The following is a 21241-nucleotide window of genomic DNA, read 5'->3' as shown; positions in this document are numbered from 1 at the left end:
GTACCGCCCGCAATCAGTTCCTTGTGGCGTAAATCTCGCCGACGCACAGGGCCGCCCCGTCGTACCCGACGGGGCGGCCCTGTGCTGTGACGACCTGCTCAGTCCCCGTTGCCGGGGGCCGGGGTCGTCTTCTGGATCTGCATCAGGAACTCGACGTTCGACTTGGTCTGCTTCATCTTGTCGAGGAGCAGCTCGATCGCCTGCTGCTGGTCGAGCGCGTGCAGCACCCGGCGCAGCTTCCAGACGATGTTGAGCTCCTCGGCGCCGAGCAGGATCTCCTCCTTGCGCGTACCGGACGCGTCCACGTCCACCGCGGGGAAGATGCGCTTGTCGGCGAGCTTCCGGTCGAGCTTGAGCTCCATGTTGCCGGTGCCCTTGAACTCCTCGAAGATCACCTCGTCCATGCGGGACCCGGTGTCCACCAGGGCGGTGGCGAGGATGGTCAGCGAGCCGCCGTCCTCGATGTTGCGGGCCGCACCGAAGAAGCGCTTCGGCGGGTACAGGGCCGTCGAGTCGACACCACCGGACAGGATGCGGCCGGAGGCCGGGGCGGCGAGGTTGTACGCACGGCCCAGACGCGTGATCGAGTCGAGCAGCACGACGACGTCGTGGCCCAGCTCCACCAGGCGCTTGGCGCGCTCGATGGCCAGCTCGGCGACCGTGGTGTGGTCCTCGGCCGGGCGGTCGAAGGTCGAGGAGATGACCTCGCCCTTGACCGACCGCTGCATGTCGGTGACCTCTTCCGGACGCTCGTCGACGAGGACGACCATCAGGTGGCACTCGGGGTTGTTGTGCGTGATCGCGTTGGCGATCGCCTGCATGATCATGGTCTTACCGGTCTTCGGCGGGGCCACGATCAGACCGCGCTGGCCCTTACCGATCGGCGAGACCAGGTCGATGATGCGGGTGGTGAGGACACCGGGGTCCGTCTCCAGGCGGAGGCGGTCCTGCGGGTAGAGCGGGGTCAGCTTGTTGAACTCCGGGCGGCCGCGGCCGTGTTCGGGCGCCATGCCGTTGACGGAGTCGAGGCGGACCAGCGCGTTGAACTTCTCGCGGCGCTCGCCCTCCTTGGGCTGACGGACCGCACCCGTGATGTGGTCACCCTTGCGCAGGCCGTTCTTGCGGACCTGGGCGAGGGAGACGTACACGTCGTTCGGGCCCGGCAGGTAGCCGGAGGTCCGGATGAAGGCGTAGTTGTCGAGGATGTCCAGGATGCCCGCGACGGGGATCAGGACGTCGTCCTCGGCGAGCTGCGGCTCGGCGGCGATGTCGTCGCGGCCACGACGGCCACGGCGGTCGCGGTAGCGGCCGCGACGGCCCCGGCGTCCGCCGTCGAAGTCGTCGTCGTCCTGCGGACCGGTGTTGCGGTCCTGGCGTCCGCCACCCTGCTGCTGGCCCTGCTGCTGACGGTCCTGGCGGCCGCCGCCCTGGCCCTGCTGCTGGTCGTCGCCCTTGCCGCGGCGGTCGCGGTCACGGCCGCGCTCACGGCGGTCGCGGCGGCGGCCCTCGCCGCCGTCGCCGGAGTCGGCCTTGGCGCCGTCGCCCTGCGGCTGGGCCTGCTGGGGCTGGGCCGGGGTCTCGGCCTTCGGCTCGCTCTGCGCCTCGGCGGCGACGGTCTCGGGGCTGCCGGCCTCGGCGGTGGCGCGGCGCCGGCGGCGCTCGGCCGGGGCGTCGTCACCGGCTCCCTGGCCGGGGATCTCGATCTGCTGCGGGGCCACGGCCTGCTCGGAGGAGGCCTTGTCGGCCTTGGCGGCCTTGGGCTCGGCCGGGGCGGCTTCGTCGCCGGTGCGGGTCCTGGAGGTGGCCCGGCGCTTGGGCTTGGTCTCGGTGGCGGTGTCGGCCTTGGCGGCCGGGGCGCCACCCCCCGCCTGCGCCTCCTTGATGACCTCGATCAGCTGGCTCTTGCGCATGCGCGCCGTGCCCCTGATGCCGAGGCCGGATGCGACCTGCTGCAGCTCGGCCAGCACCATGCCCTCGAGGCCGGTACCGCGGCGCCGCCGGGACCCGGCACCGGTGGCAGGCGCGGAGGCGTCCGTGGCGGGCGCGGCAGCGGTGTCCTCGACACGTGCGCCCATCAGATCGGTGGTGTCGCTCACGAAGGGTCCTTCCCTGGAGCGGACGTCGGCCTGTCTGGCTCGGCGACCGGTTGTGCTGTCCGGCTTCGGTCCGGTTTGTGTGAACCGTGCCGGTGCGGTGGTCCGCCAAAGCGGCGGAAGAGATATCTGGTGATTGGCGCTTCCCGAAGCCGTGACACCCGGTTTTGTGTCGCGCGGCTCGGTCACGCCGATTCCGGAGCGTGCTCTGCAATCCGCTCAGTGTCCGCGTACGACGTATGGCTCAGGTACGTGATACGGAACACAGAGCAGCTTGGGAAGCTCCCGGAAGAATGTTGGTCCCGGACGGGGACACGAAGCACCTCGCCATGGCGGGGTCGGGTGCAGACTTGAGGTTAACACTACCGGATCCAACAAACATTCCCCCTCTCGAAATCCGGCAACCGTGTGTCAGGGCGCAAGCGGCAGCACGCTCGCTCCCTGGCTGTCCAGCTCCAGCCGGTTGGCGGCCCAGCCCTCGCCCGCCAGGTCGGCCACCTTGTCGGCGCTCGCACCGTCGGCGAGTGCCAGGACCGTGGGGCCGGCGCCGGAGATCACCGCGGGGATGCCGTCCGCCCGCAGCCGCTCCACCAGCGCGGCGCTCTCCGGCATGGCCGGGGCGCGGTACTCCTGGTGGAGGCGGTCCTCGGTGGCGGGCAGCAGCAGTTCGGGGCGCCTGGTCAGGGCCTCGACGAGCAGGGCGGCGCGGCCCGCGTTGGTGGCGGCGTCGACGTGCGGCACGGTGCGCGGGAGCAGTCCGCGCGCGGTCGCGGTCAGGACCGGCTTCCCGGGGACGAAAACCACCGGAACGATGGAATCGGCGGGGTCCATGCGGATCGCACGGGCGGCGCCGCGCTCCATCCAGGAGAGGGTGAAGCCGCCGAGGAGACAGGCCGCGACGTTGTCGGGGTGGCCCTCGATCTCGGTGGCGAGTTCCAGCAGCGCGGTGTCGTCGAGCCGGCTGTCGCCGCCTATGGTCACGGCGCGGGCGGCGACGATGCCGGCGCAGATGGCGGCGGAGGAGGAGCCGAGGCCCCGTCCGTGCGGGATGCGGTTGGCGCAGACGATCTCCAGGCCGCGCGGCTGCCCGCCCAGCGTGTCGAAGGCGGCGCGCAGGGACCGCACGAGGAGATGGCTCTCGTCCCGCGGGAGGGTGTCGCTGCCCTCGCCCGCGATGTCGATGTGCAGCCCGGAGTCGGCCACCCGGACGACCACGTCGTCGTAGAGCCCCAGCGCGAGCCCGAGGGCGTCGAAGCCCGGACCGAGGTTGGCGCTGGTGGCGGGGACGCGCACCCGGACGGCGGCGGCGCGGAACGCTGGACCGGCCATCGCTCGTTGACTCTCCTTGAGCTGCGTGATCGTCGAATGACATTCGATGACGTACCAAGGACCCGAAGGCCGCGAAGGCGGCGCGGCACCACGGCACATGCGGCTGCGGCATATGCGGCGGGCGGGTTCAGTACAGCCTATCGAAGGAAGGTTCTGCGGCGACATAGGGCGCACAGGAGGCGCACGATGCGTGTCGTGCTGCCCCTGTGCCCCCTCTGTCGGCGCTCGTAAGGGTTATCCCCCGGGAAGGGCCCGGTTACGCGAGGCCGAGCCGCTCGGCGGCGGTCGCCGCGTCGACCGGGACGGTGACCGGCTGCGGGGCGCCAGCGACGGCCCAGTCGGGGTCCTTGAGGCCGTTGCCGGTGACGGTGCACACGATCCGCTGCCCGGGGTCGACCTTGCCCTGCTCGGCCGCCTTCAGCAGCCCGGCGACGGACGCGGCGGACGCGGGCTCCACGAAGACACCCTCCTGCGCGGCCAACAACCGGTAGGCGCGCAGGATTTCACGGTCCGTCACCTCATCGATGAGCCCGCCCGATTCGTCCCGCGCCTCGAGGGCGTACTTCCAGGACGCCGGGTTGCCGATGCGGATGGCGGTGGCGATGGTCGAGGGGTCCTTGACGACCTCGCCGCGCACGATCGGGGCGGAGCCGGACGCCTGGAAGCCCCACATGCGCGGGGTGCGCTTGGCGACGCCGTCGGCGGCGTACTCCTTGTAGCCCTTCCAGTAGGCCGTGATGTTGCCCGCGTTGCCGACCGGCAGGACGTGGATGTCCGGGGCGTCGCCGAGCATGTCCACGATCTCGAAGGACGCCGTCTTCTGACCCTCGATACGCACCGGGTTGACCGAATTGACCAGCGCCACGGGGTAGTTGTCGCTGAGCGCCCGGGCGAGGGTGAGGCAGTCGTCGAAGTTGCCGTCGACCTGGAGGATCTTCGCCCCGTGCACCAGGGCCTGGCCCATCTTGCCGAGCGCGATCTTGCCCTGCGGCACGAGCACGGCGGAGACCATGCCGGCGCGCACGGCGTAGGCGGCGGCAGAGGCGGACGTGTTGCCGGTGGAGGCGCAGATGACGGCCTTCGCCCCCTCCTCCTTGGCCTTGGAGATGGCCATCGTCATACCGCGGTCCTTGAAGGACCCGGTGGGGTTGGCGCCCTCCACCTTGAGATGGACATCACACCCGGTGCGCTCGGAGAGCACCTGCGCGGGCACGAGCGGCGTACCGCCCTCGCGGAGGGTGACGACCGGCGTGCTGTCGGACACCGGCAGCCGGTCCCGGTACTCCTCGATGATTCCGCGCCACTGGTGGGTCATTGCTGGTTACTCTCCTTCAACCCGCATGATGCTGGCGACACCCCGCACGGTGTCGAGCTTGCGCAGCGCCTCGACGGTCCCGCTGAGCGAGGCGTCGGACGCTCGGTGGGTGACGACGACGAGGGACGCCTCGCCGTCCTTCCCCTGCTGACGAACCGTATCGATCGAGACGTCGTGCTCGGCGAAGACGGTGGCGACCTGGGCGAGAACGCCCGGTTTGTCGGCGACGTCGAGGCTGATGTGGTACCGGGTGACGACGTCGCCCATGGGCGACACGGGCAGGGCGGCGTACGCGGACTCTCCGGGCCCGGTGGCGCCGCTGAGCCGGTTGCGGCACACGGCGACGAGATCACCGAGAACGGCGGAGGCGGTCGGCGCACCGCCGGCGCCCGGACCGTAGAACATGAGCTGACCGGCGGCGTCGGACTCCACGAAGACGGCGTTGTACGCGCCGCGCACGGAGGCGAGCGGGTGGGTCAGGGGAATCATGGCGGGGTGCACGCGCGCGGTGACCGAGCCCCCGTCGGCGGCCCGCTCGCAGATGGCGAGCAGCTTGATGGTGCAGCCCATCTGCTTCGCGGAGGCGAAGTCGGCCGCGGTGACCTCGGTCATGCCCTCGCGGTAGACGTCGTCGAGGCGCACGCGCGTGTGGAAGGCGATCCCGGCGAGGATGGCGGCCTTGGCGGCCGCGTCGAACCCCTCGACGTCGGCGGTGGGGTCGGCTTCCGCGTACCCCAGGGCGGTGGCCTCGTCGAGGGCCTCCTGGTACCCGGCGCCGGTCGAGTCCATCTTGTCGAGGATGAAGTTGGTCGTCCCGTTGACGATGCCCAGCACCCGGTTGACCTTGTCGCCGGCCAGGGACTCGCGCAGCGGCCGGATCAGCGGGATGGCACCGGCGACGGCGGCCTCGTAGTACAGGTCCTTGCCGTGCTCCTCGGCCGCCGCGTGGAGGGCGGCCCCGTCCTGGGCGAGGAGGGCCTTGTTGGCGGAGACGACCGAGGCACCGTGCTCGAAGGCGGTGGTGATGAGGGTCCGGGCCGGCTCGATGCCGCCGATCACCTCGACGACGACGTCGAGGTCCCCCCGTTTGACGAGGGCGGTGGCATCGGTGGTGACGAGGTCGGGGTCGATGCCCTCCCGGACCTTGGAGGGCCGCCGCACGGCCACGCCCGCGAGCTCCACGGGCGCGCCGATCCGGGCGGCGAGGTCGTCGGCGTGCGTCGTCATGATGCGCGCCACCTCTGAGCCGACAACCCCACAGCCCAGCAGCGCCACCTTCAGCGGACGCGTACGCATCATCCGACCTCGTTTCCTCATGCGGTCTACGGTTTGACCAGTCTCACTCACCGGACGGGAGTTTCTGCCCTTGGTCCGGATCGTGAGACGTTCATTTCATTTTGTCAGCGGCGGAAGACCGGAAGATCTTCCGCCGTGTCCGTGGGCTCGTTGGGCGGTGCGCCTCACCCGACGTCGAGGCGCAGGAGGTCGTCCTCGGTCTCGCGGCGGACGATGACCCGGGCGTCCCCGTCGGCCACGGCGACGACGGGCGGGCGGAGCGCGTGGTTGTAGTTGCTGGCCATGGACCGGCAGTAGGCGCCGGTGGCCGGTACGGCGATGAGGTCACCGGGCGCGAGATCGGCGGGCAGGAAGGCGTCCCGCACCACGATGTCCCCGCTCTCGCAGTGCTTGCCGACGATGCGGACCAGCATCGGCTCCGCGTCCGAGGTGCGCGAGGCGAGACAGACGCTGTACTCGGCGTCGTAGAGCGCGGTGCGGATGTTGTCCGACATGCCGCCGTCGACGGAGACGTACGTACGCAGCCCCTGGAGCGGCTTGATGGTGCCGACCTCGTAGAGGGTGAAGGCGGTCGGCCCGACGATGGCACGGCCCGGCTCGACCGAGATACGGGGCGTGCGCAGACGGGCGCCCTCACACTCGCGCGAAACGATCTCGGTGAGGGCCTTGGCGATCTCGTGGGGCTCACGGGGGTCGTCGTCGCTGGTGTAGGCGATACCGAGGCCGCCGCCGAGGTCGATCTCGGGCAGCTCGACGCCGTGCTCGTCGCGAATCTCCCTGAGCAGACCCACAACCCGGTGGGCGGCGACCTCGAACCCGGACATGTCGAAGATCTGCGACCCGATGTGGGAGTGGATCCCGATGAGTTCGAGCCCGTCGAGCTGGAGGGCACGGCGTACGGCTTCGGCGGCCTGACCGTCGGCGAGCGGGATGCCGAACTTCTGGTCCTCGTGGGCGGTGGCGATGAACTCGTGGGTGTGCGCCTCGACGCCGACGGTCACGCGAATCTGGACGCGCTGCCGCTTGCCCAGGGACGAGGCGATGTGCGCGACCCGCACGATCTCCTGGAAGGAGTCGAGGACGATGCGCCCGACACCGGCTTCGACGGCCTTGGTGATCTCCTCGACGGACTTGTTGTTGCCGTGGAAGGCGATGCGGTCGGCGGGCATACCGCCGGCGAGAGCGGTGGAGAGCTCACCACCGGAGCAGACGTCGAGGTTGAGCCCTTCCTCGTACAGCCAACGCACGACGGCGCGGGACAGGAACGCCTTCCCGGCGTAGAACACGTCGGCGTCCGGCCCGAAGGCGGTACGCCACGCGCGGGCGCGGGTCCGGAAGTCGGCCTCGTCGATGAAGTAGGCCGGGGTGCCGAACCGCTCGGCGAGCGTCTTGACGTCGATACCGCCGACGGTGACGACACCATGCGCGTCACGCGTGACGGTCTGCGCCCACACCTTGGGGTCGAGGGCGTTGAGGTCGGCGGGCGGGGCGGAGTAGTGCCCCTCGGGCAGGACGTCGGCGTGGCGGGGCCCGGCGGGGTGCGCGGAACGGCTCATGACTGGTCAGGCTCTCTCACAGGTAATCGGGTGCACTGATACCGAGCAGGGACAGGCCGCCGGCCAGCACCGCCCCGGCGGCTTCGGCGAGAGCGAGCCGGGCGCGGTGGGCGGCCGAGGGTTTCTCCTCGCCGAGCGGGAGAACGGTGTGCTGAAAGGCGAGCAGTCCGTCGGCGACGGCGACGAGGTGCCGGGCGAGCCGATCGGGCGCACGGTGGGCTGCCGCCTGGGCGAGGGCGGTGGGGTACTCGGCCAGGGAGCGGGTGAGGGCGGCGGCGGTCGCGTCGGATACGTCGCCGGGGGCGGCCTCGAATCCGAGTCTCGCGGCGTTGCGGGCCAGGGCGCGGGCGCGGGAGTGGGCGTAGCGAACGCGGAACAGCGGGTTGCTCTCGCGCTGGAGGAGATGGTCGGCCGTGATCCGGGGCCGGTCGTGGGCGGCGGGGTGGAGGAGGGCCCAGCGGGCGGCGTCGGGGCCGAGCGGGGTGGGGTCCTCGGGCGCGGGGACGGGGCGGAGATCGACGGGTTCACCAGGACGCGCATGATCGATCTCGGCGCGTCCGCCCTGGGTGGCGATGATCCGCACGAGGGTGTCGGCCACGATTTCGGCGCGGATGTCGTAGGGGATGCGGAGGGGGATGACGGCGCCGTCGAGGGTGGTGGTGTGGCCGTAGGTGTCGCTGTGGTCGTCCAGGATCTGGCGGACGAGGGCGGCGGTGGCGGTGCCCTGGTCGAGGTGGATGTTGAGGAACCCGGGCCCGGTGATCTCGACGTCGGCGACACCGGCGGTGTCACGGAGATGGGGCCGGAGGATCTCGGCGACCTGAAGAGCCGGACGCCCCGCGGGACGGGCCAGCTGAAGGGCGATGTTGGTGGCGTAGTCCCCACGGCCACCGGGCCCCGGCGGAGTGACCACGGCACGTGCGGGCAGCGGCACGCTGAGTTCGCCCACGTCAATGGCACGACGCACCGCGTGCAGCACGGTGCGGGACAGCTCGACGGGGGTCACGGGGACAAGGGTAGGGGAGGAGGGGGGTGGGTAGGCGAGTTGTTTCGGCTGGGGTCCGGGATGTGGACGGGGGTGGTGGGGCGGGGGCGGGCTTGGGTGGTTCGGTTGCGGGCTGGGGGCGGGCCGGTTGCCGGGAGGGGCTGGACTTGGGCGGTTCGGTTGCGGGGCGGGGCTGGGGGCGGCCTGGTTGCCGGGCGGGCTTGCGGGGCGGTCGGGTCGCCCGGTGGGCTGGGGGGTGGTCCGGTCGCGCGGCGGGGCATGGCTGGTGGCTTGCGGTCGCCCGGCGGGCCTGGGTGGGGGCGGCTCGGTTGCCGGTCGGGGCTGCGGGGCGGCCTGGTCGCCCGGCGGACTGCGGGGCGGCCCGGTCGCGCGCGCGGCGGGGCATGGCTGGTGGCTTGCGGTCGCCCGGCGGGGCATGCCTGGTGGCTTGCGGTTGCCGGGGGTGGCGGCGTGCGGGGAGGGGTTGCCTCAACCGCCCGGCTGCCCGGCATGGGGGGCGTGCCCGGCGGGTTCGACGTGATCTGCGGCACCGGAGTCGGGCGTGCCGTGGAGGTCGCGACCGCTCTGCTGCTGGTGGTGGTGCCGGCCGACCTGAGGACCGCGCTCGATCAAGTCCTTCACGAGCTGGACGAGTTCGGACGGCTCGAAGGGCTTGGCGAGAAAGGCGTCGACGCCGACATCGAGCCCGCTCTCGACCTCCGACTGCGAACAGGCGCTGATGATGGCAAGGGGCAGCTTCCGGGTCCGCGGATCGGCACGAAGCCGCGCTGCCGTCCGCAACCCGTCGAGCCGAGGCATGACGACATCCAGGGTGACGACATCGGGCCGCACCTGATGCACGACGTCCAGACACTCGGCACCGTCGGCGGCGGTCACGACCTCGAGACCCTCCAGCTCGAGGTTGACCCTGATCAGCTGCCGGATGACCTTGTTGTCGTCCACAACAAGCACCCGGCCGGACGCGCCTGGCACAACTCGAGAGTAGGTCGCCCCAGGGGGCCGCGTCCGGGTTTTCCCCACTTCCGCCCCGTCCGGGCGAGCCGCGACGACGGAGCCCCCGGGAAACGGTTCATGACCACCAGGAAGGAGCTGGTAGGGTTCTACCCGTCAGCGCAACAGCGCGGGACACGCCCCCGTAGCTCAGGGGATAGAGCAACGGCCTCCGGAGCCGTGTGCGCAGGTTCGAATCCTGCCGGGGGCACTCGCCCAGGATCAGCAGAAATCAAGCGCTGACCAGGGCGGATGCCGACAGAAGAGGGCGGGAGTCAGTCCGACTGACTCCCGCCCTCTCTCGTTGTCTCTCAGCGTTCACGACACACCTCCGACACACTCACGTGTGGACGCCACGCGGCGGCGGAAGGATGCGGACATGCCCAAGCCGAAGAGCTCCACTGCGTGATTGAAGACCCACGTCGATCAAGACAGCGCCATTGGCGATCTCGCCCGGGACGTCTCGCGCGATCCCGACTGGCCCGCCCGCAGGGGCCTGCCGGGGCAGCGCACCTACCTTGAAGAGCGCGGCGTTATTTCGGCCGCCGTAGAGACCCTCGAGCGTGCCGTGGGGTGTTGCCTGCTGGTCAGCGGCGGCTGGGGGATGTGTGCTCTTGCAGCTTGTGGCGTTCGTGCCTCTTCGGACTGTGGTGCCCGTCGCGCTTGTTGCATCTGATGGTGGTGGGGTCGGTGGCGGTGTCGGATGGACTGCCGCCGCCGGTGACACTGGCTGTGTTGATGACCTGGATGCTGCCGCCGCGCTTGGTGTCCGCAACCTTCTCACGAGTCGCGCAGGAGACCTTCACAGTGATGGTGATCGGCGGGTAACTGCTGCCCGGGTCCAGGACGTCGCTGCGGGTGCAGGTGAGAGTGGCGAGAGTGCAGGTCCAGCCGGTGCCGCTGATCGAGACCGCCCTGAGCTGCGGGGGAAGGGTATCGGTGACGGTGGCGGTTCCGCTGGTGGGGCCGCTGCCGTTGTTGGCGACGGTGAGGGTGTAGGTGCCCTTCCTGCCCTTCTCGAAGTGGCCGGTGTGGTGCTTGCTGATGGTCAGTGAGGGCGGGCAGGCGCCGGTGATGCTCGTGGGGTCGGTGACGGTGTCAGGGGCGCTGGCTCCGCCGGAGACGGTAGCCGTGTTGGTGACGCCGTCAGGGGCAGTGCAGGCGACATCGACGGTGAGGGTGAGGGGAGGGTAGCTGGCCCCCGCAGCCAGGACGTCGCTACGGGTACAGGCGAGGGTGGCCAGGGTGCAGGACCATCCCGTACCGCTCAACGCTGTACCCGTGAGTCCTGCGGGAAGCGTGTCGGTCACAGTGACCGTACTGCCGTCCGTCGGGCCGGTCCCGTTGTTGCCGACCGTGATGGTGTAGGAGCCGGACTGCCCCCGCACGAAGCTGCCACTGTGACTCTTACCGATGGTCAGCGAGGGCGAGCAGGCCCCGGTGATGGTCGTGGGGTCGGTCGCGGTGTGGGTGTCGGTGTCCCCGCCGCCCGTCACGGAAGCCGCATTCGTGACTTGATCCGATGCGGTGCAGCCCACGTTCACCGTAAGGCTGATCGGCGGGTAACTGGCCCCCGCAGCCAGGACGTCGCTACGGGTACAGGTGAGGGTGGCCAGGGTGCAGGACCATCCCGTACCGCTCAACGCTGTACCCGTGAGTCCTGCGGGAAGCGTGTCGGTCACAGTGACCGTACTGCCGTCGGTCGAGCCGGTCCCGTTGTTGCCGACCGTGATGGTGTAGGAACCGGACTGCCCCCGCACGAAGCTGCCACTGTGACTCTTACCGATGGTCAGACTGGGAGCAGGGGGGCGTAGGAGATGATCACCTGGCCGTTGCTGTTCGCCGTCCCGATCGTCGAGGCGCTGAAGCTGGTTCCGGTGCCCGACGGGGTGGCGAAGCTGCTGCCCCCACCACCGCCACCACCATTAGCGAAGCTACCGCCGTTTCGGAGGTCGGTGGCTCCGCCGCCACCGCCGCCGGCGAAGTATCCTCCGCCGCCGCCTCCCCCGGCCCCAGCAGTAAAGCACGCGGTGCTGTTGCCGCCGGCGCCCCCGGTGCCGGGCGTGGCGCCGGTGAAACCGCTCCCCGGGCCACCCGCGGTGGCCGTGCAAGGGGCATGGGGACTGCCGGGCGCACCGCCGGTGCCGCCGGTCATGGTGGTGGTGCTGCCGCCTTGCCCGCCACCTCCCGGCGAACCGCCAAAAAGGGATGCTCCGGTGGCGCCGGCGGTGGCGTCCGGTGTGCCACCGTTGCCCCCGCTTCCCCCTGTAATTCCGGCGCCGGCGTTGGATCCGCCGGCACCGCCGCCACCACCAGCGACGACGACGAGGCTGGTGCCGGTGCTGACGCTGGACGCCCCGCCTCCGCCGGAACCGCCCTGGCGAGCGCCATTGGGGCCGCTCGCACTGCCTCCTGGGGCGCCGCCGTTGAAGCCGCCGGCGCCGCTTTGGTTGCAGCCGGCGGCGCCGGTGCCCCCGACGTTGACGGTGTAGGTCGTCGGGGAGGCGGATGGCGGCAGAGTGGTCACCACCCGCGCCCCCGTCCCGCCCGACGCCAGGAAAAGACAAGGTTTGCCGGTGTAGTCGGCGCCCCCGGCGCCATCCGCGGTGATCGCAACGACCATCCCCGCAGGAACCGTCAGGGTCTGCGGAGCGCCGGTGAAAGTGAACGTCTGACTGACCACGGCGGCGGCCTGTCTCCCGCCGGGACGGCCCGCAGCCGTGGAGTCAGCGGTGGCCGGCAACGTCCCCGCACCCGTCAGCACGGCACACACCGCCGCGGTGACCCCGGCACGCCAACCGCGCCCTCGAAGCCCGGCCCGCGACCACACCGAAACCCGACCTGACACGCCCCCCGCCCGGCGGGCGGTGGCGGGCCGCAGTCCGCGCCAGCCCATGCCGTCCCATTTGTGAACGTCGTTGGTCACGACGAGGCGCCCCTCTCTTGGAAGTGATCTCACACGCCATGGGTGTGAGCTGGGGAATGGGAGGCAGCCTCCGAAGGACGCCATCACCACGCGCCCCATTAGAACCGACAACCTGTCATATACAGCTGCAAAACACGGAGATAAGGCACTGCCATGACACGCCGACCCGTGTCGGATGCCCGCACGCATCGATCACGACTCAATACGCGCGCTAGGTGTGTCGTCTCATGAGGGTGGGGCCACGGCAGTCAGCTGGTCCAGCCATACGAGAGGAATGTTGGAAACTGGGGGACCGGTTGCAATGATCTCGGCCGTGGCACCAACGATGCCAGCGCAGGGAGGCATGGAGCACCTCAGAGCCCCCGCCTCCCGGCCGAACGGCGCCCGGTCAGTCTGGTGGCAATCCCCGACACTGCAGATGGCATGCCGACGTCCATGCGGTATGACGAGGCCTCGAAGCAGCTATGGATAGGAACTGGCTGCGTTGGACCAGGAGAGCCAGAGGTGCGCCGGTACTCGGTGTCGGGCATGAATGTGCTGGACAAGTGGTTCGGCTACCGCCGTAAGGAGCCTGCGGGCAAGCGGCTGCGCTCGCTCGACCACGAGTGCTCGCCTACCTGGCTCCCTGACTGGACTTCTGAGCTGCTCGAACTCCTCAACGTGCTGGGCCTGTTGGTGGAACCTGAGCCAGAGCAGCGCCAACTGCTGGACGAAATCTGCCAGGGACCGCGCATTACGGTGAACGACCTAACAGCGGATGGCGTTCTGCCTGTCCCTGAATACGCCACGCGGTTGCCCCGGGCAGGCGAGGGTGAGGCCATCTTCTGAGAAACAACAGGAAGCAAGGGGGACGGAAGCTCCGGCGCCCCCGTCCCCCTTGTGATCTGGTAGTGCAACTGACCGGTTATCCGCAATCCAGTCCCACAGCACCAGAGCCCGCGCACGTACGGAGAACGGCAGGCTTCATATGTCCAAGATCGAGCTCGGGAAGGGCATAGCTCTCACAGCACCCGAAAAGCTGTTCGCACTCCGCGGGCTGACCTTCACAAAAGAACGATCCCCAGGCTTCGCTTCCGACTGGGCACTGACCGTGGAGGATCGCCCTAGCATCACCATCCGGGACATCACCTGGGAGGTCGGAGAGCGCGACATTCGCACGATCATGCCCGAGCAACTCCCCGAACTCCCCCGAGCAATTGCCAAGTTCTACGAGCGGCGCCGCGCCGGCATCTACTACTGCGACGACGAACAGCACACATGGATGACCGCACGCACCATCACCTTCGCGGCCGACGGCTGGCCGATGCACCGGCAGCCGCACACGCTCGACGCCCTCGACGCTGAGTGCGGCGCAGACCTCATCCGTGCAGCATGCCGATTGGGTATCGCTGACATCGGCCATAAGGGAGAAATCGTCACCCGCGATCGGCCAGGCAAAGGCGAGCTCTGCGCTCTGTTCGAACCGGACTGCGACGATGGTGCCCACCCCGCGTTCCATGCGGTGACCCGCGTTGTGCCCGTCCTGCGCCGCATCGGCTGGATCTAGCTTCGCAGGCGACGAGCAGCAGGTGAAGTCAGGCACCGGTCCAAGCCCATGCTTGGCGACGCGTTCGACACACCTCCGACACACTGCCCGTCCCGGTGGTACCCCAGGTCTCCTTTTGACAGGTCAGTCGAGGTATGCGACGGGATCGCTACATCCACTCCGGAGCCGCGTGCGCTGGTCCGGATCCTGCCGGGACAGCCTGTACGAGGCGCTCCAAGACCTGTCATCAACTGTTTCGCTGTGAACGGGGTCCTCCTCGACGTGCAGCGGCGCCCTGGGCGTCCTCACCAATCTCGCCCCTCGGCACCGCTCTCAGCATCCTGCAGGTCCTCGGCGACAACTCCGTGACACACCTGCTCGTAGCACTCGCACTGTCCGTCGCCGCCACAGCAGGGGCCTTGACGGCACGGTACGGCCGCCTGGTCCTGTCGTCACTCCGGGGAGCGGAGGGCAAAGTGTAGGCGGCTAGGGATAAGCCACCCATGAATAGGATCGCGCCACTTAAGACGCTTTCGCGTTGTGTCTGCAACCCGTGATGCGAGAGGATGTTCGACAAGCTGTGAGGTCAGCGCGACGCATGATGCCGCGGTGGCGATCGAGCGGCCTCACGCACAACACGCTTACGGGGGTGGGTGAATGAAGTTCGACATGGGGTCGACGACCCTGTCGCAGCTCGGCAAGAGCACCATGGGCTCCAGCGAGGACCTGGGCACTCTGATCAAGTTGCTCATCCAGGCGGCGGAGCCGCTGGAAGGAAAGTTCAACGGAGCGGGCAAGGCGGCGTTCGACACGTTCAAGGCGCACGCAGACGAGATCACCGCGGATCTGAACAGCTCACTGAGCGCGATCCTGGGCGGCCAGTCCGGCATGGACAGCGCGTTCGGCACCGGTGACGTGGAACTGGGCGACACCGCCCGTCAGAACATGGGCGCGGCCAACTTCGACGCGGCCCGCTTCGGCGCACGATAACAGCCGCATCCGCTGAAGCCGTCCTCACCACCACCGTCTTTCTGCTTTCGAGGGGGAACCCGCCCATGGGCCAGAACCAGGACCGTCGCTCGTACGACACCGGCGCCTCGGCCGAGGTGCAACTCAGCCTGGCCGGCGTCATCGGCCAGTTGGAGCGCGTCCTGACGGACCGCGACCGCGCGGTGAAGGCCGCGATGGCCGACTTCACGGCTGACGGCGTGGCCGACGAGTACCACGGCAAGGAGGTCCGCTGGCACCGCGCCGCCAGCGAGGTCCGCGACATCATCCGGCTGGTCCGCACAACGCTGGAGCAGAACGACGGGACCGCGCAGTCGACGCTGGCCAAGGCAAGGGCGGCCGTCGACAACATCGGCTGACCATGACTTTTTGACGGGGGATCGGCATGACGGCATGGGACATCTCGACGTCCGGCGTGCAGTTCGTGACCTCGCTGGTCGAGGACGCGATAAACGACATGGAAAAGCACGTCAAGGCCTACGGCAAGGACGTGAAGAGCGCGGCGGGCTCGGCCGGCACCATCGTCGGGGCGTACTGCGGCGCTGCCCCGACCGGCCCCATCGCCGCCGCGCTGGGCCTGTTCGCGGAGAACACCGCCGGTGACGTGCTCTTCCTCGGCGCCCGGGCAGCGAAGTCGGTGAACGGCGCGCGCGAGGCCACCGCGTACTACGTCCTCGGGGATCTCGACATGGCCGCCAGGACGCAGCACCAGACCCTTGCCGTGCCGGAGATCGACATGCCCGGGCGGGGTGGCGGCACGGGGCAGGACAAGGAGCACGGGAAGCAGTGATCAGCCCATCCGGGATACCGCAGTTCACCGGCGACTTCGACCAGTTGGACAGGGATGTCTCCGCCCTGCGCAGCGACGCTGTAGGTATTCGCAACGGCGGCATGGACGTCCACTCCCGCTTCCAGATGCTGCAGGCCTTCTATACCGCGCCCGAGGCCGACGACCTGTTCGCCACCACGCAGCCGGTGCTGGACAAGGCCGACGCCTTCGCCGCCAAGCTGGAGACAGTGGCGGATGCGCTGGATACCTTCTCCATCGAGGCCCGCCCGCTCGCCAAGCGCCTGGAGCAGCTCAAGGCGGACGCCCTTGCATTCGTGGCGAGCGTCGACGGCGACGACAAGTGGACCGAGGACGAGGACAAGGTCCACCGGAACAAGCAACTCGTCGACGATGTCACCGCCACGCAGTTCGCCTTCCAGGAGGCGGAGCGCAGGGCGGCCGGCAAGATCTCGAAGCTCGTGGGTGGCCCGGCCTTCGTGGCCGACCACGGCAGCGGGTCCCACGACCGCAACACGGTGGTGTACGGCTACGACCTCGGCCTGCTCGAAGGCGCCAAGGAGTTGCCCTGGGGCAGCGTGGACGAGCAGAGCTACGAGGCGTGGAGCCTCGGCTGGTTCGGGCACGGCGCCAAGACCTTCGTCTGGGACGGCATCTACCACGACGGCATCGAAGCCGGCGTCAGCGGGCTGTGGACGCTGGTCGGCGGAAACGGCTCGGATGCGGCGGGTGACGCCTGGAGCGGGCTGAAGGACGTCGTTACCGGCATCGGCCTGTATACAGCGTCCCCCTACGACGCGGCCATGGACTGGGCCTTCGGCCCGGCCAAGGAGAGCGCCGACGAGATCAGGGCGAAGAAGGCGGCCAAAGAGTTCGGCAAATCCCTCGTCGCCTGGGACCAGTGGCAGGAGAACCCGACCCGCGCCGCGGGAACGACCGTCTTCAACGTCCTCACCCTGGGCGCCGGCCCGCTCGCGGTGGTGTCCAAGACGAGCGAGGTCGGCGCGGTCGCCAAGAGTGCGAGCGTCGCTGCCAAGGTCGGCGAATTCATGGACCCGGTCTCGGTGGGCCTCAAGGCGACCGGCAAGGCAGTCAGCACAATGCCGAAGCTCTCCGAAGTCACGGCCAAGATCTTCACTGGTGCAGACTCATCGGCCGACGCACAAAGGGTGCACAGTGTGATCGAACTCGACGACGGCTCCAAGGTCGTCATCGAGAACGGCGAGTTCATCGCTTACGACAAACACGGCGACGTCGTCGGCAACGCACTGAAGCAGGAAAGACACGTCCCTTCGGAAGCCACGCCGGAGCAGGCGCCGGTGCATGAGCCTGAATTCGCCAGGGTCAGCGCAACGTCGAATACTCCTGAAGCCACTGGTCACGTCGGCGACAACTCATCACCACAGGCAGGTCACGAGGCCGCAAGCGCTGGTGAGGCCCCTTCGGGGCACAGCCGCGACATCACTGACGGAACAAGTACCGCGCACTCGCACAGTTCCATGTCGGGCGGTGGTGGCGGTGACGCAGGCGGCCCACCGCTCGGCGGAAGTTCGCATCTGCCCGACGGCCCCATGGAGCCTCGAGGCAACCTCCCCGATGGCTCCTGGGAAGGACCGCAGGGACTGAGACTCAGTCCCGAGGAGAATGCCGCGACCGACCAGTTCATGGACCGGGCCCAAGGGACCGAGCCGCGCATCACGGAGGCTATCCAAGCGGCTACCGGCCACGTCGAGCAGGGGAAGCTCAACGGTCTTGAGTACCGTCTGAAGGGAGAGGATTCCCTCAAGCGCAAGGTCGCAACGGCCCTGCTCGAGGACGCCCGCCTGACGCCGGAGCGTGCTCTGGCCAATATCAGGGATTCCCTCCGATACACAGTTGAGATTCCGACCAGGGACTACTCACACGGCGTGCAGCGGGCAGTCGACGAACTGCGTGCCCGGGGGTTCGAGAACGTCACGTTCAAGAACACCTGGGGGAACTCAGGCTATAAGGGTATCAATTCAACATGGCGGGATCCTTCAACTGGCCAGATCTTCGAGGTGCAGTTCCACACCCCCGAGAGTTTCACCGCCAAGATGGACACCCATGTTCTCTACGAGAAGGGGCGCCTTCCCGGCATATCCAGAGAAGAATTCGAAGCCATCCAATCCGCGCAGAACGATCTGTTCGACAGGGTCCCGGTTCCCCATGGAGCAGACTCGATTCAGCTCGACCACGATCTGCGTGGCTCTGGAGCCGCCGACGCTCCCGACGTCCACACGGGGCAGCATGGCGACGAGTCCGTGCACGGGAACGGACCGCCACCGGAACTCACCCCAGAGCAGCGGGCAGCTCACGATGCACACCTGAATGATCTCTCGCAGCGGTACAGCGATGACTTCGACCATCTGAAGCAGGACCCTGATCACAAGGGTAAGGTGAAGCCATCGGAAATGGACGAAGCCCGGGTCGCGCTGGATCTACGCGAAAACGGGAAAGTCCCCACCGACATCCAGCGCCCCCCTGGCGCCAACCAGGGAGATCTCTATTCGCCGAGCACAGGAGAGTTCTACGACATCAAGGGCGTGCACTCGGACTGGCCCCCGCTCAACAATGTCCGTGACAAATCACTGCCGTTCAAGGCAGCCTATAACCCCGCGAACAACCAGGGGTGGGTGCGCAAGCTGGAGGACCAGATTGTGACCAAGGGGCGCATGGTTATCCTCGACATGCGCAATGCCAACCAAGCGGCGATCGACGATGTCAAGTCGATCGTCGAGCAGCACGGGTGGAGTGATCGAGTTGTCTGGTATCCGTGACGTGAACCGTGCCGTCCGGGTCATGCCGCCTGATGCGGAGGCTGCTGCCGCTCTGCGGGAGTGGGTCGAGCAGGCGGACTCGCTTCTGGACGTCTCGGCGCTCGACCTGTCTCGGGCCGACCTGTCAGGTGCGGACCTCGCCATGGCACTCCTCACGCAGACCGTCCTCCGGAGCGCCAAACTCGTCGGCAGCGACCTCTATCGGGCACATCTGGAAGGCGCCGTGCTCGATGACGCCGACCTCTCCGGCGCGTCGCTGGTCAAGGCTGAACTCGATGAGGCTTCCCTGCGCGGCGCCACTTTGGACGAAGCAGACCTGGGATCCACGGACCTATGGGCGGTGGATGCCCGGTCGGCCCGCTTCCGGGCCGCAAAGCTCGATGGTGCTTCCTTGATCGACGTCAGGCTGCAGGGCGCCGATCTCACCAACGCGTCAGTGCGTGAGACGTCCCTGAAGGCGGTGCTCGACGAGCAGACAGTCGTGCAAGGGCTCTCCGGCACGCTCTTCGGCCCTGCGGTCATCGACCAAGCAGGTGTGCAGCGCGAGATCGACGGACTGGAACTCGAGCAGTGGCTGAACACCCGCGGAGCAAACGTACGTGTCCTCGACCCGCGCTCCGGTGACATCACTTACTACGCCAAGTTCAGCGAGGGCTACTCGCGCAGCAATCCTCAGGGCATCGTCAGACGCCGCATGGTGAACGGGGTAGCCCATGATGAGGCATTCACCAGGAATCTGCGCTGGGAACCGACCGAGTACCTACGCCTCTACGAGTTGGGCCACAACGAGGTCGACCACGTGGAGATCAGCGAAGCGGAAGCGGCCGCATTCATCAAAAAGGTCACGGAAGAGCGCTCATAGCCTGCCGGCGGGCACACATCATGACGGCTGCGAAACGAAGGGCGGATGGCGGGCAATCGTGAGTGCCCAGGACTACGACAACCAGCTCCTGGAGTCGGTGGCCGTCCGCCGGCGTCGTCTTCGTGACGCGCTGCTGTTCGGTGCGCAGCGGCAGCGGCGGTCGCTGGACGAGCGGGTCGGGAAGGTGTTCGCCGGAGTGGTGATCACGGCGGTGGTGTGCGCCGGGTGTGTGGGGTGGTCGTTCGTGTCGCACCGGGTGATCGGGAAAGGCCCGTACGCGACGCCCGTCCAGCCCTCGCCGCAGTCATCCTCCGCGCCCTCCGTCGCCCCTTCTACCCGGTGATAGGTTCGAACACGTGATAGCCACGGGGTCTTTGAGTCGTTCCACGACCAGTAGTCGTACGGCACTCACCCGCATCACCCTGGTCGGCGAACGGCGCCGGATCGACCTCGTACTGCCCTCGCGGGAACCAGTCGGTGTGCTGCTGCCGGAGATCATGCGGCTTCTGGACGACCGGGTGGGGGTACGCCCGGAGCTGCGGCATCTGGTGACCGCGGACGGATCGGTGCTGGCGCCCCAGGGCACGTTGGAGTCGTCCGGGGTCGCCGACGGGGCCGTGCTGCGGCTGGTGCGGGTCGAGGACGCACCGTCGGCTCCCGTGGTGCACGACGTCACCGATGTGGTCGCCGAGGACCTTGGTGTGCGGGCGTGGCGGTGGCGGCCTGCGGTGCGGCGCGTGGTGGCCGGGTTGGCCAGCGTGTTCTGGGCCCTGACGGCCGGTGTGCTGGCCCGGGGCGGGTTCGCTTTGTCGGCGGTTGCCGGCGGGTTGGTGGCCGTGGCGGGCGTGTGCGCGGTCGCGGGGGTGCTGTGCGGCCGGGTACGGCGGAGTGGGATGGCCGCCACTTTGATCGCCACGGCGGGTGTGCTGGGCGCGCTCGGGGCTTGGACGGCCGCGGACGCCTACGGGTGGTCCGGCGCTGCGCGGCTGGGGGGTGTCGCAGTGGCCGTGACGGTCGCGTTGCTGCTGGCCGGGTGGTGCACTCCGCTGTTGCGTGGCGCGCTGATCGGCGCCGGGGCACTCGGTGGGTGTCTGGTGCTGTGGGAGGCGGCGATCGTCCTGCAGAACGGCGTCGGCGGTGCCACGGAGCAGGCCCGGGTCGGTGCGCTGATCGCCCTCGCCTCCGTGGTCCTGCTGGGGCTGCTGCCGCGGCTGGCGTTGATGGTGTCGGGACTGACCGGGCTGGACGACCAGCGCACGGGCGGGGTGTCGGTGAGCCGGTACGACGTGAGCACGGCGCTCGCGGCCACGCACCGTGGGCTCGCGCTCGCGACCGCCGTCCTCACCGTCTCCGCGGCCGGGGCCGGTGTTCTCGTGTTGCGTGCGGTGTCCGTGTGGACGGTGCTGTTGAGCGTGGTCGTCGCGGTGGCGCTGGGGCTGCGGGCGCGCGCCTTTCCGCTCGCCGCCGAGGTCGTGGTGCTGCTGCTCGCCGCGGCGGTCGTCGCCGTGCGGCTGGCCGTGGTGTGGCTTGGGCATGCCCCCGCGGCGGGGCCTGTCGCCGTGCTCGCGCTGCTGGCTGTCGTACCTCTCATGGTGCTGGCCGTGGAGCCGGCCGAGCATGTGCGGGTGCGGCTGCGGCGCGTCGGTGACCTCGTGGAGTCCGTGGCCGTGATCGCGCTGTTCCCGCTGGCCATCGGCGTGTTCGGGGTGTACGGGCGCTTGTTGGGCACCTTCGCGTGAGGACTTGGGGA

At 69.0% G+C, this 21241-nt stretch carries 18 protein-coding genes and 1 tRNA gene; 10 read left to right on the top strand and 9 right to left on the bottom strand.

Going from position 1 to position 21241, the window contains the following annotated elements:
- Window positions 1–98: 98 nt before the first annotated feature.
- The 7 genes from rho to SY2F82_RS13975 all read right to left on the bottom strand — a co-directional run bounded on the left by rho (window position 99) and on the right by SY2F82_RS13975 (window position 9615).
- Window positions 99–2096 (bottom strand): transcription termination factor Rho, encoded by a 1998-nt coding sequence (gene rho / locus SY2F82_RS14005; RefSeq protein ID WP_200419327.1) that lies wholly within the window; start codon window positions 2094–2096, stop codon window positions 99–101.
- Between the two features lie 408 nt (window positions 2097–2504).
- The gene (thrB, locus tag SY2F82_RS14000) at window positions 2505–3422 is read right to left on the bottom strand and encodes a homoserine kinase (RefSeq protein ID WP_200419326.1); all 918 of its coding nucleotides are present in this window, start codon (window positions 3420–3422) and stop codon (window positions 2505–2507) included.
- 256 nt (window positions 3423–3678) lie between these two features.
- Complete coding sequence (thrC, locus tag SY2F82_RS13995; RefSeq protein WP_200419325.1) at window positions 3679–4737, bottom strand: threonine synthase; 1059 nt, start codon at window positions 4735–4737, stop codon at window positions 3679–3681.
- Between the two features lie 6 nt (window positions 4738–4743).
- On the bottom strand, window positions 4744–6033 hold the full coding sequence (locus SY2F82_RS13990) for a homoserine dehydrogenase (RefSeq protein ID WP_200419460.1): 1290 nt from the start codon (window positions 6031–6033) through the stop codon (window positions 4744–4746).
- 164 nt (window positions 6034–6197) lie between these two features.
- Window positions 6198–7589: a diaminopimelate decarboxylase gene (gene lysA, locus SY2F82_RS13985; RefSeq protein WP_200419324.1), complete on the bottom strand. Its 1392-nt coding sequence runs from the start codon at window positions 7587–7589 to the stop codon at window positions 6198–6200.
- 16 nt (window positions 7590–7605) lie between these two features.
- Window positions 7606–8595 carry an ArgS-related anticodon-binding protein NrtL gene (gene nrtL / locus SY2F82_RS13980; protein WP_200419323.1) on the bottom strand — a complete coding sequence of 330 codons (990 nt, stop codon included), beginning with the start codon at window positions 8593–8595 and terminating at the stop codon, window positions 7606–7608.
- A 468-nt stretch (window positions 8596–9063) separates the two neighbouring features.
- Window positions 9064–9615 (bottom strand): response regulator, encoded by a 552-nt coding sequence (locus SY2F82_RS13975; protein WP_374707154.1) that lies wholly within the window; start codon window positions 9613–9615, stop codon window positions 9064–9066.
- A gap of 109 nt (window positions 9616–9724) precedes the next feature.
- On the opposite strand from SY2F82_RS13975, the gene SY2F82_RS13970 reads away from it, so the two are divergent.
- A tRNA-Arg gene (locus SY2F82_RS13970) sits at window positions 9725–9796 on the top strand.
- Between the two features lie 376 nt (window positions 9797–10172).
- Here SY2F82_RS13970 and SY2F82_RS38810 read toward each other — a convergent pair.
- Together SY2F82_RS38810 and SY2F82_RS13960 are read right to left on the bottom strand one after the other, a co-directional pair.
- The gene (locus SY2F82_RS38810) at window positions 10173–11345 is read right to left on the bottom strand and encodes a hypothetical protein (RefSeq protein ID WP_374707153.1); all 1173 of its coding nucleotides are present in this window, start codon (window positions 11343–11345) and stop codon (window positions 10173–10175) included.
- 29 nt (window positions 11346–11374) lie between these two features.
- Window positions 11375–12511 (bottom strand): hypothetical protein, encoded by a 1137-nt coding sequence (locus SY2F82_RS13960; RefSeq protein WP_200419322.1) that lies wholly within the window; start codon window positions 12509–12511, stop codon window positions 11375–11377.
- 396 nt (window positions 12512–12907) lie between these two features.
- On the opposite strand from SY2F82_RS13960, the gene SY2F82_RS13955 reads away from it, so the two are divergent.
- The 9 genes from SY2F82_RS13955 (at window position 12908) to eccD (ending at window position 21230) form a co-directional block, all read left to right on the top strand.
- Window positions 12908–13339, top strand: coding sequence for a type ISP restriction/modification enzyme (locus SY2F82_RS13955; protein ID WP_268980390.1), 432 nt, complete (start codon window positions 12908–12910; stop codon window positions 13337–13339).
- Window positions 13340–13478: 139 nt separating this feature from the next.
- Entirely contained in the window at window positions 13479–14057 is a 579-nt protein-coding gene (locus tag SY2F82_RS13950) for a hypothetical protein (protein WP_200419320.1), read from the top strand.
- A 636-nt stretch (window positions 14058–14693) separates the two neighbouring features.
- Window positions 14694–15026 carry a hypothetical protein gene (locus tag SY2F82_RS13945; protein ID WP_200419319.1) on the top strand — a complete coding sequence of 111 codons (333 nt, stop codon included), beginning with the start codon at window positions 14694–14696 and terminating at the stop codon, window positions 15024–15026.
- Between the two features lie 65 nt (window positions 15027–15091).
- Window positions 15092–15403, top strand: coding sequence for a pore-forming ESAT-6 family protein (locus SY2F82_RS13940; protein WP_200419318.1), 312 nt, complete (start codon window positions 15092–15094; stop codon window positions 15401–15403).
- A 26-nt stretch (window positions 15404–15429) separates the two neighbouring features.
- Entirely contained in the window at window positions 15430–15834 is a 405-nt protein-coding gene (locus tag SY2F82_RS13935; RefSeq protein WP_200419317.1) for a DUF6507 family protein, read from the top strand.
- Window positions 15831–18629 (top strand): hypothetical protein, encoded by a 2799-nt coding sequence (locus SY2F82_RS13930; RefSeq protein WP_200419316.1) that lies wholly within the window; start codon window positions 15831–15833, stop codon window positions 18627–18629. Before SY2F82_RS13935 ends, SY2F82_RS13930 begins: the two co-directional genes overlap by 4 nt.
- Window positions 18604–19491, top strand: a complete 888-nt coding sequence (locus SY2F82_RS13925; protein WP_236041403.1) for a pentapeptide repeat-containing protein — start codon at window positions 18604–18606, stop codon at window positions 19489–19491. Before SY2F82_RS13930 ends, SY2F82_RS13925 begins: the two co-directional genes overlap by 26 nt.
- 58 nt (window positions 19492–19549) lie before the next feature.
- The gene (locus SY2F82_RS13920) at window positions 19550–19834 is read left to right on the top strand and encodes a hypothetical protein (RefSeq protein ID WP_200419315.1); all 285 of its coding nucleotides are present in this window, start codon (window positions 19550–19552) and stop codon (window positions 19832–19834) included.
- Window positions 19835–19865: 31 nt separating this feature from the next.
- Complete coding sequence (eccD, locus tag SY2F82_RS13915; protein WP_200419314.1) at window positions 19866–21230, top strand: type VII secretion integral membrane protein EccD; 1365 nt, start codon at window positions 19866–19868, stop codon at window positions 21228–21230.
- The last annotated feature ends 11 nt before the right edge of the window (window positions 21231–21241 follow it).

The organism is Streptomyces sp. Y2F8-2 (assembly GCF_014905555.1).
Taxonomy (GTDB): Bacteria; Actinomycetota; Actinomycetes; order Streptomycetales; family Streptomycetaceae; genus Streptomyces; species Streptomyces cynarae.
This window is presented reverse-complemented; position numbering and strand designations above follow the sequence as displayed.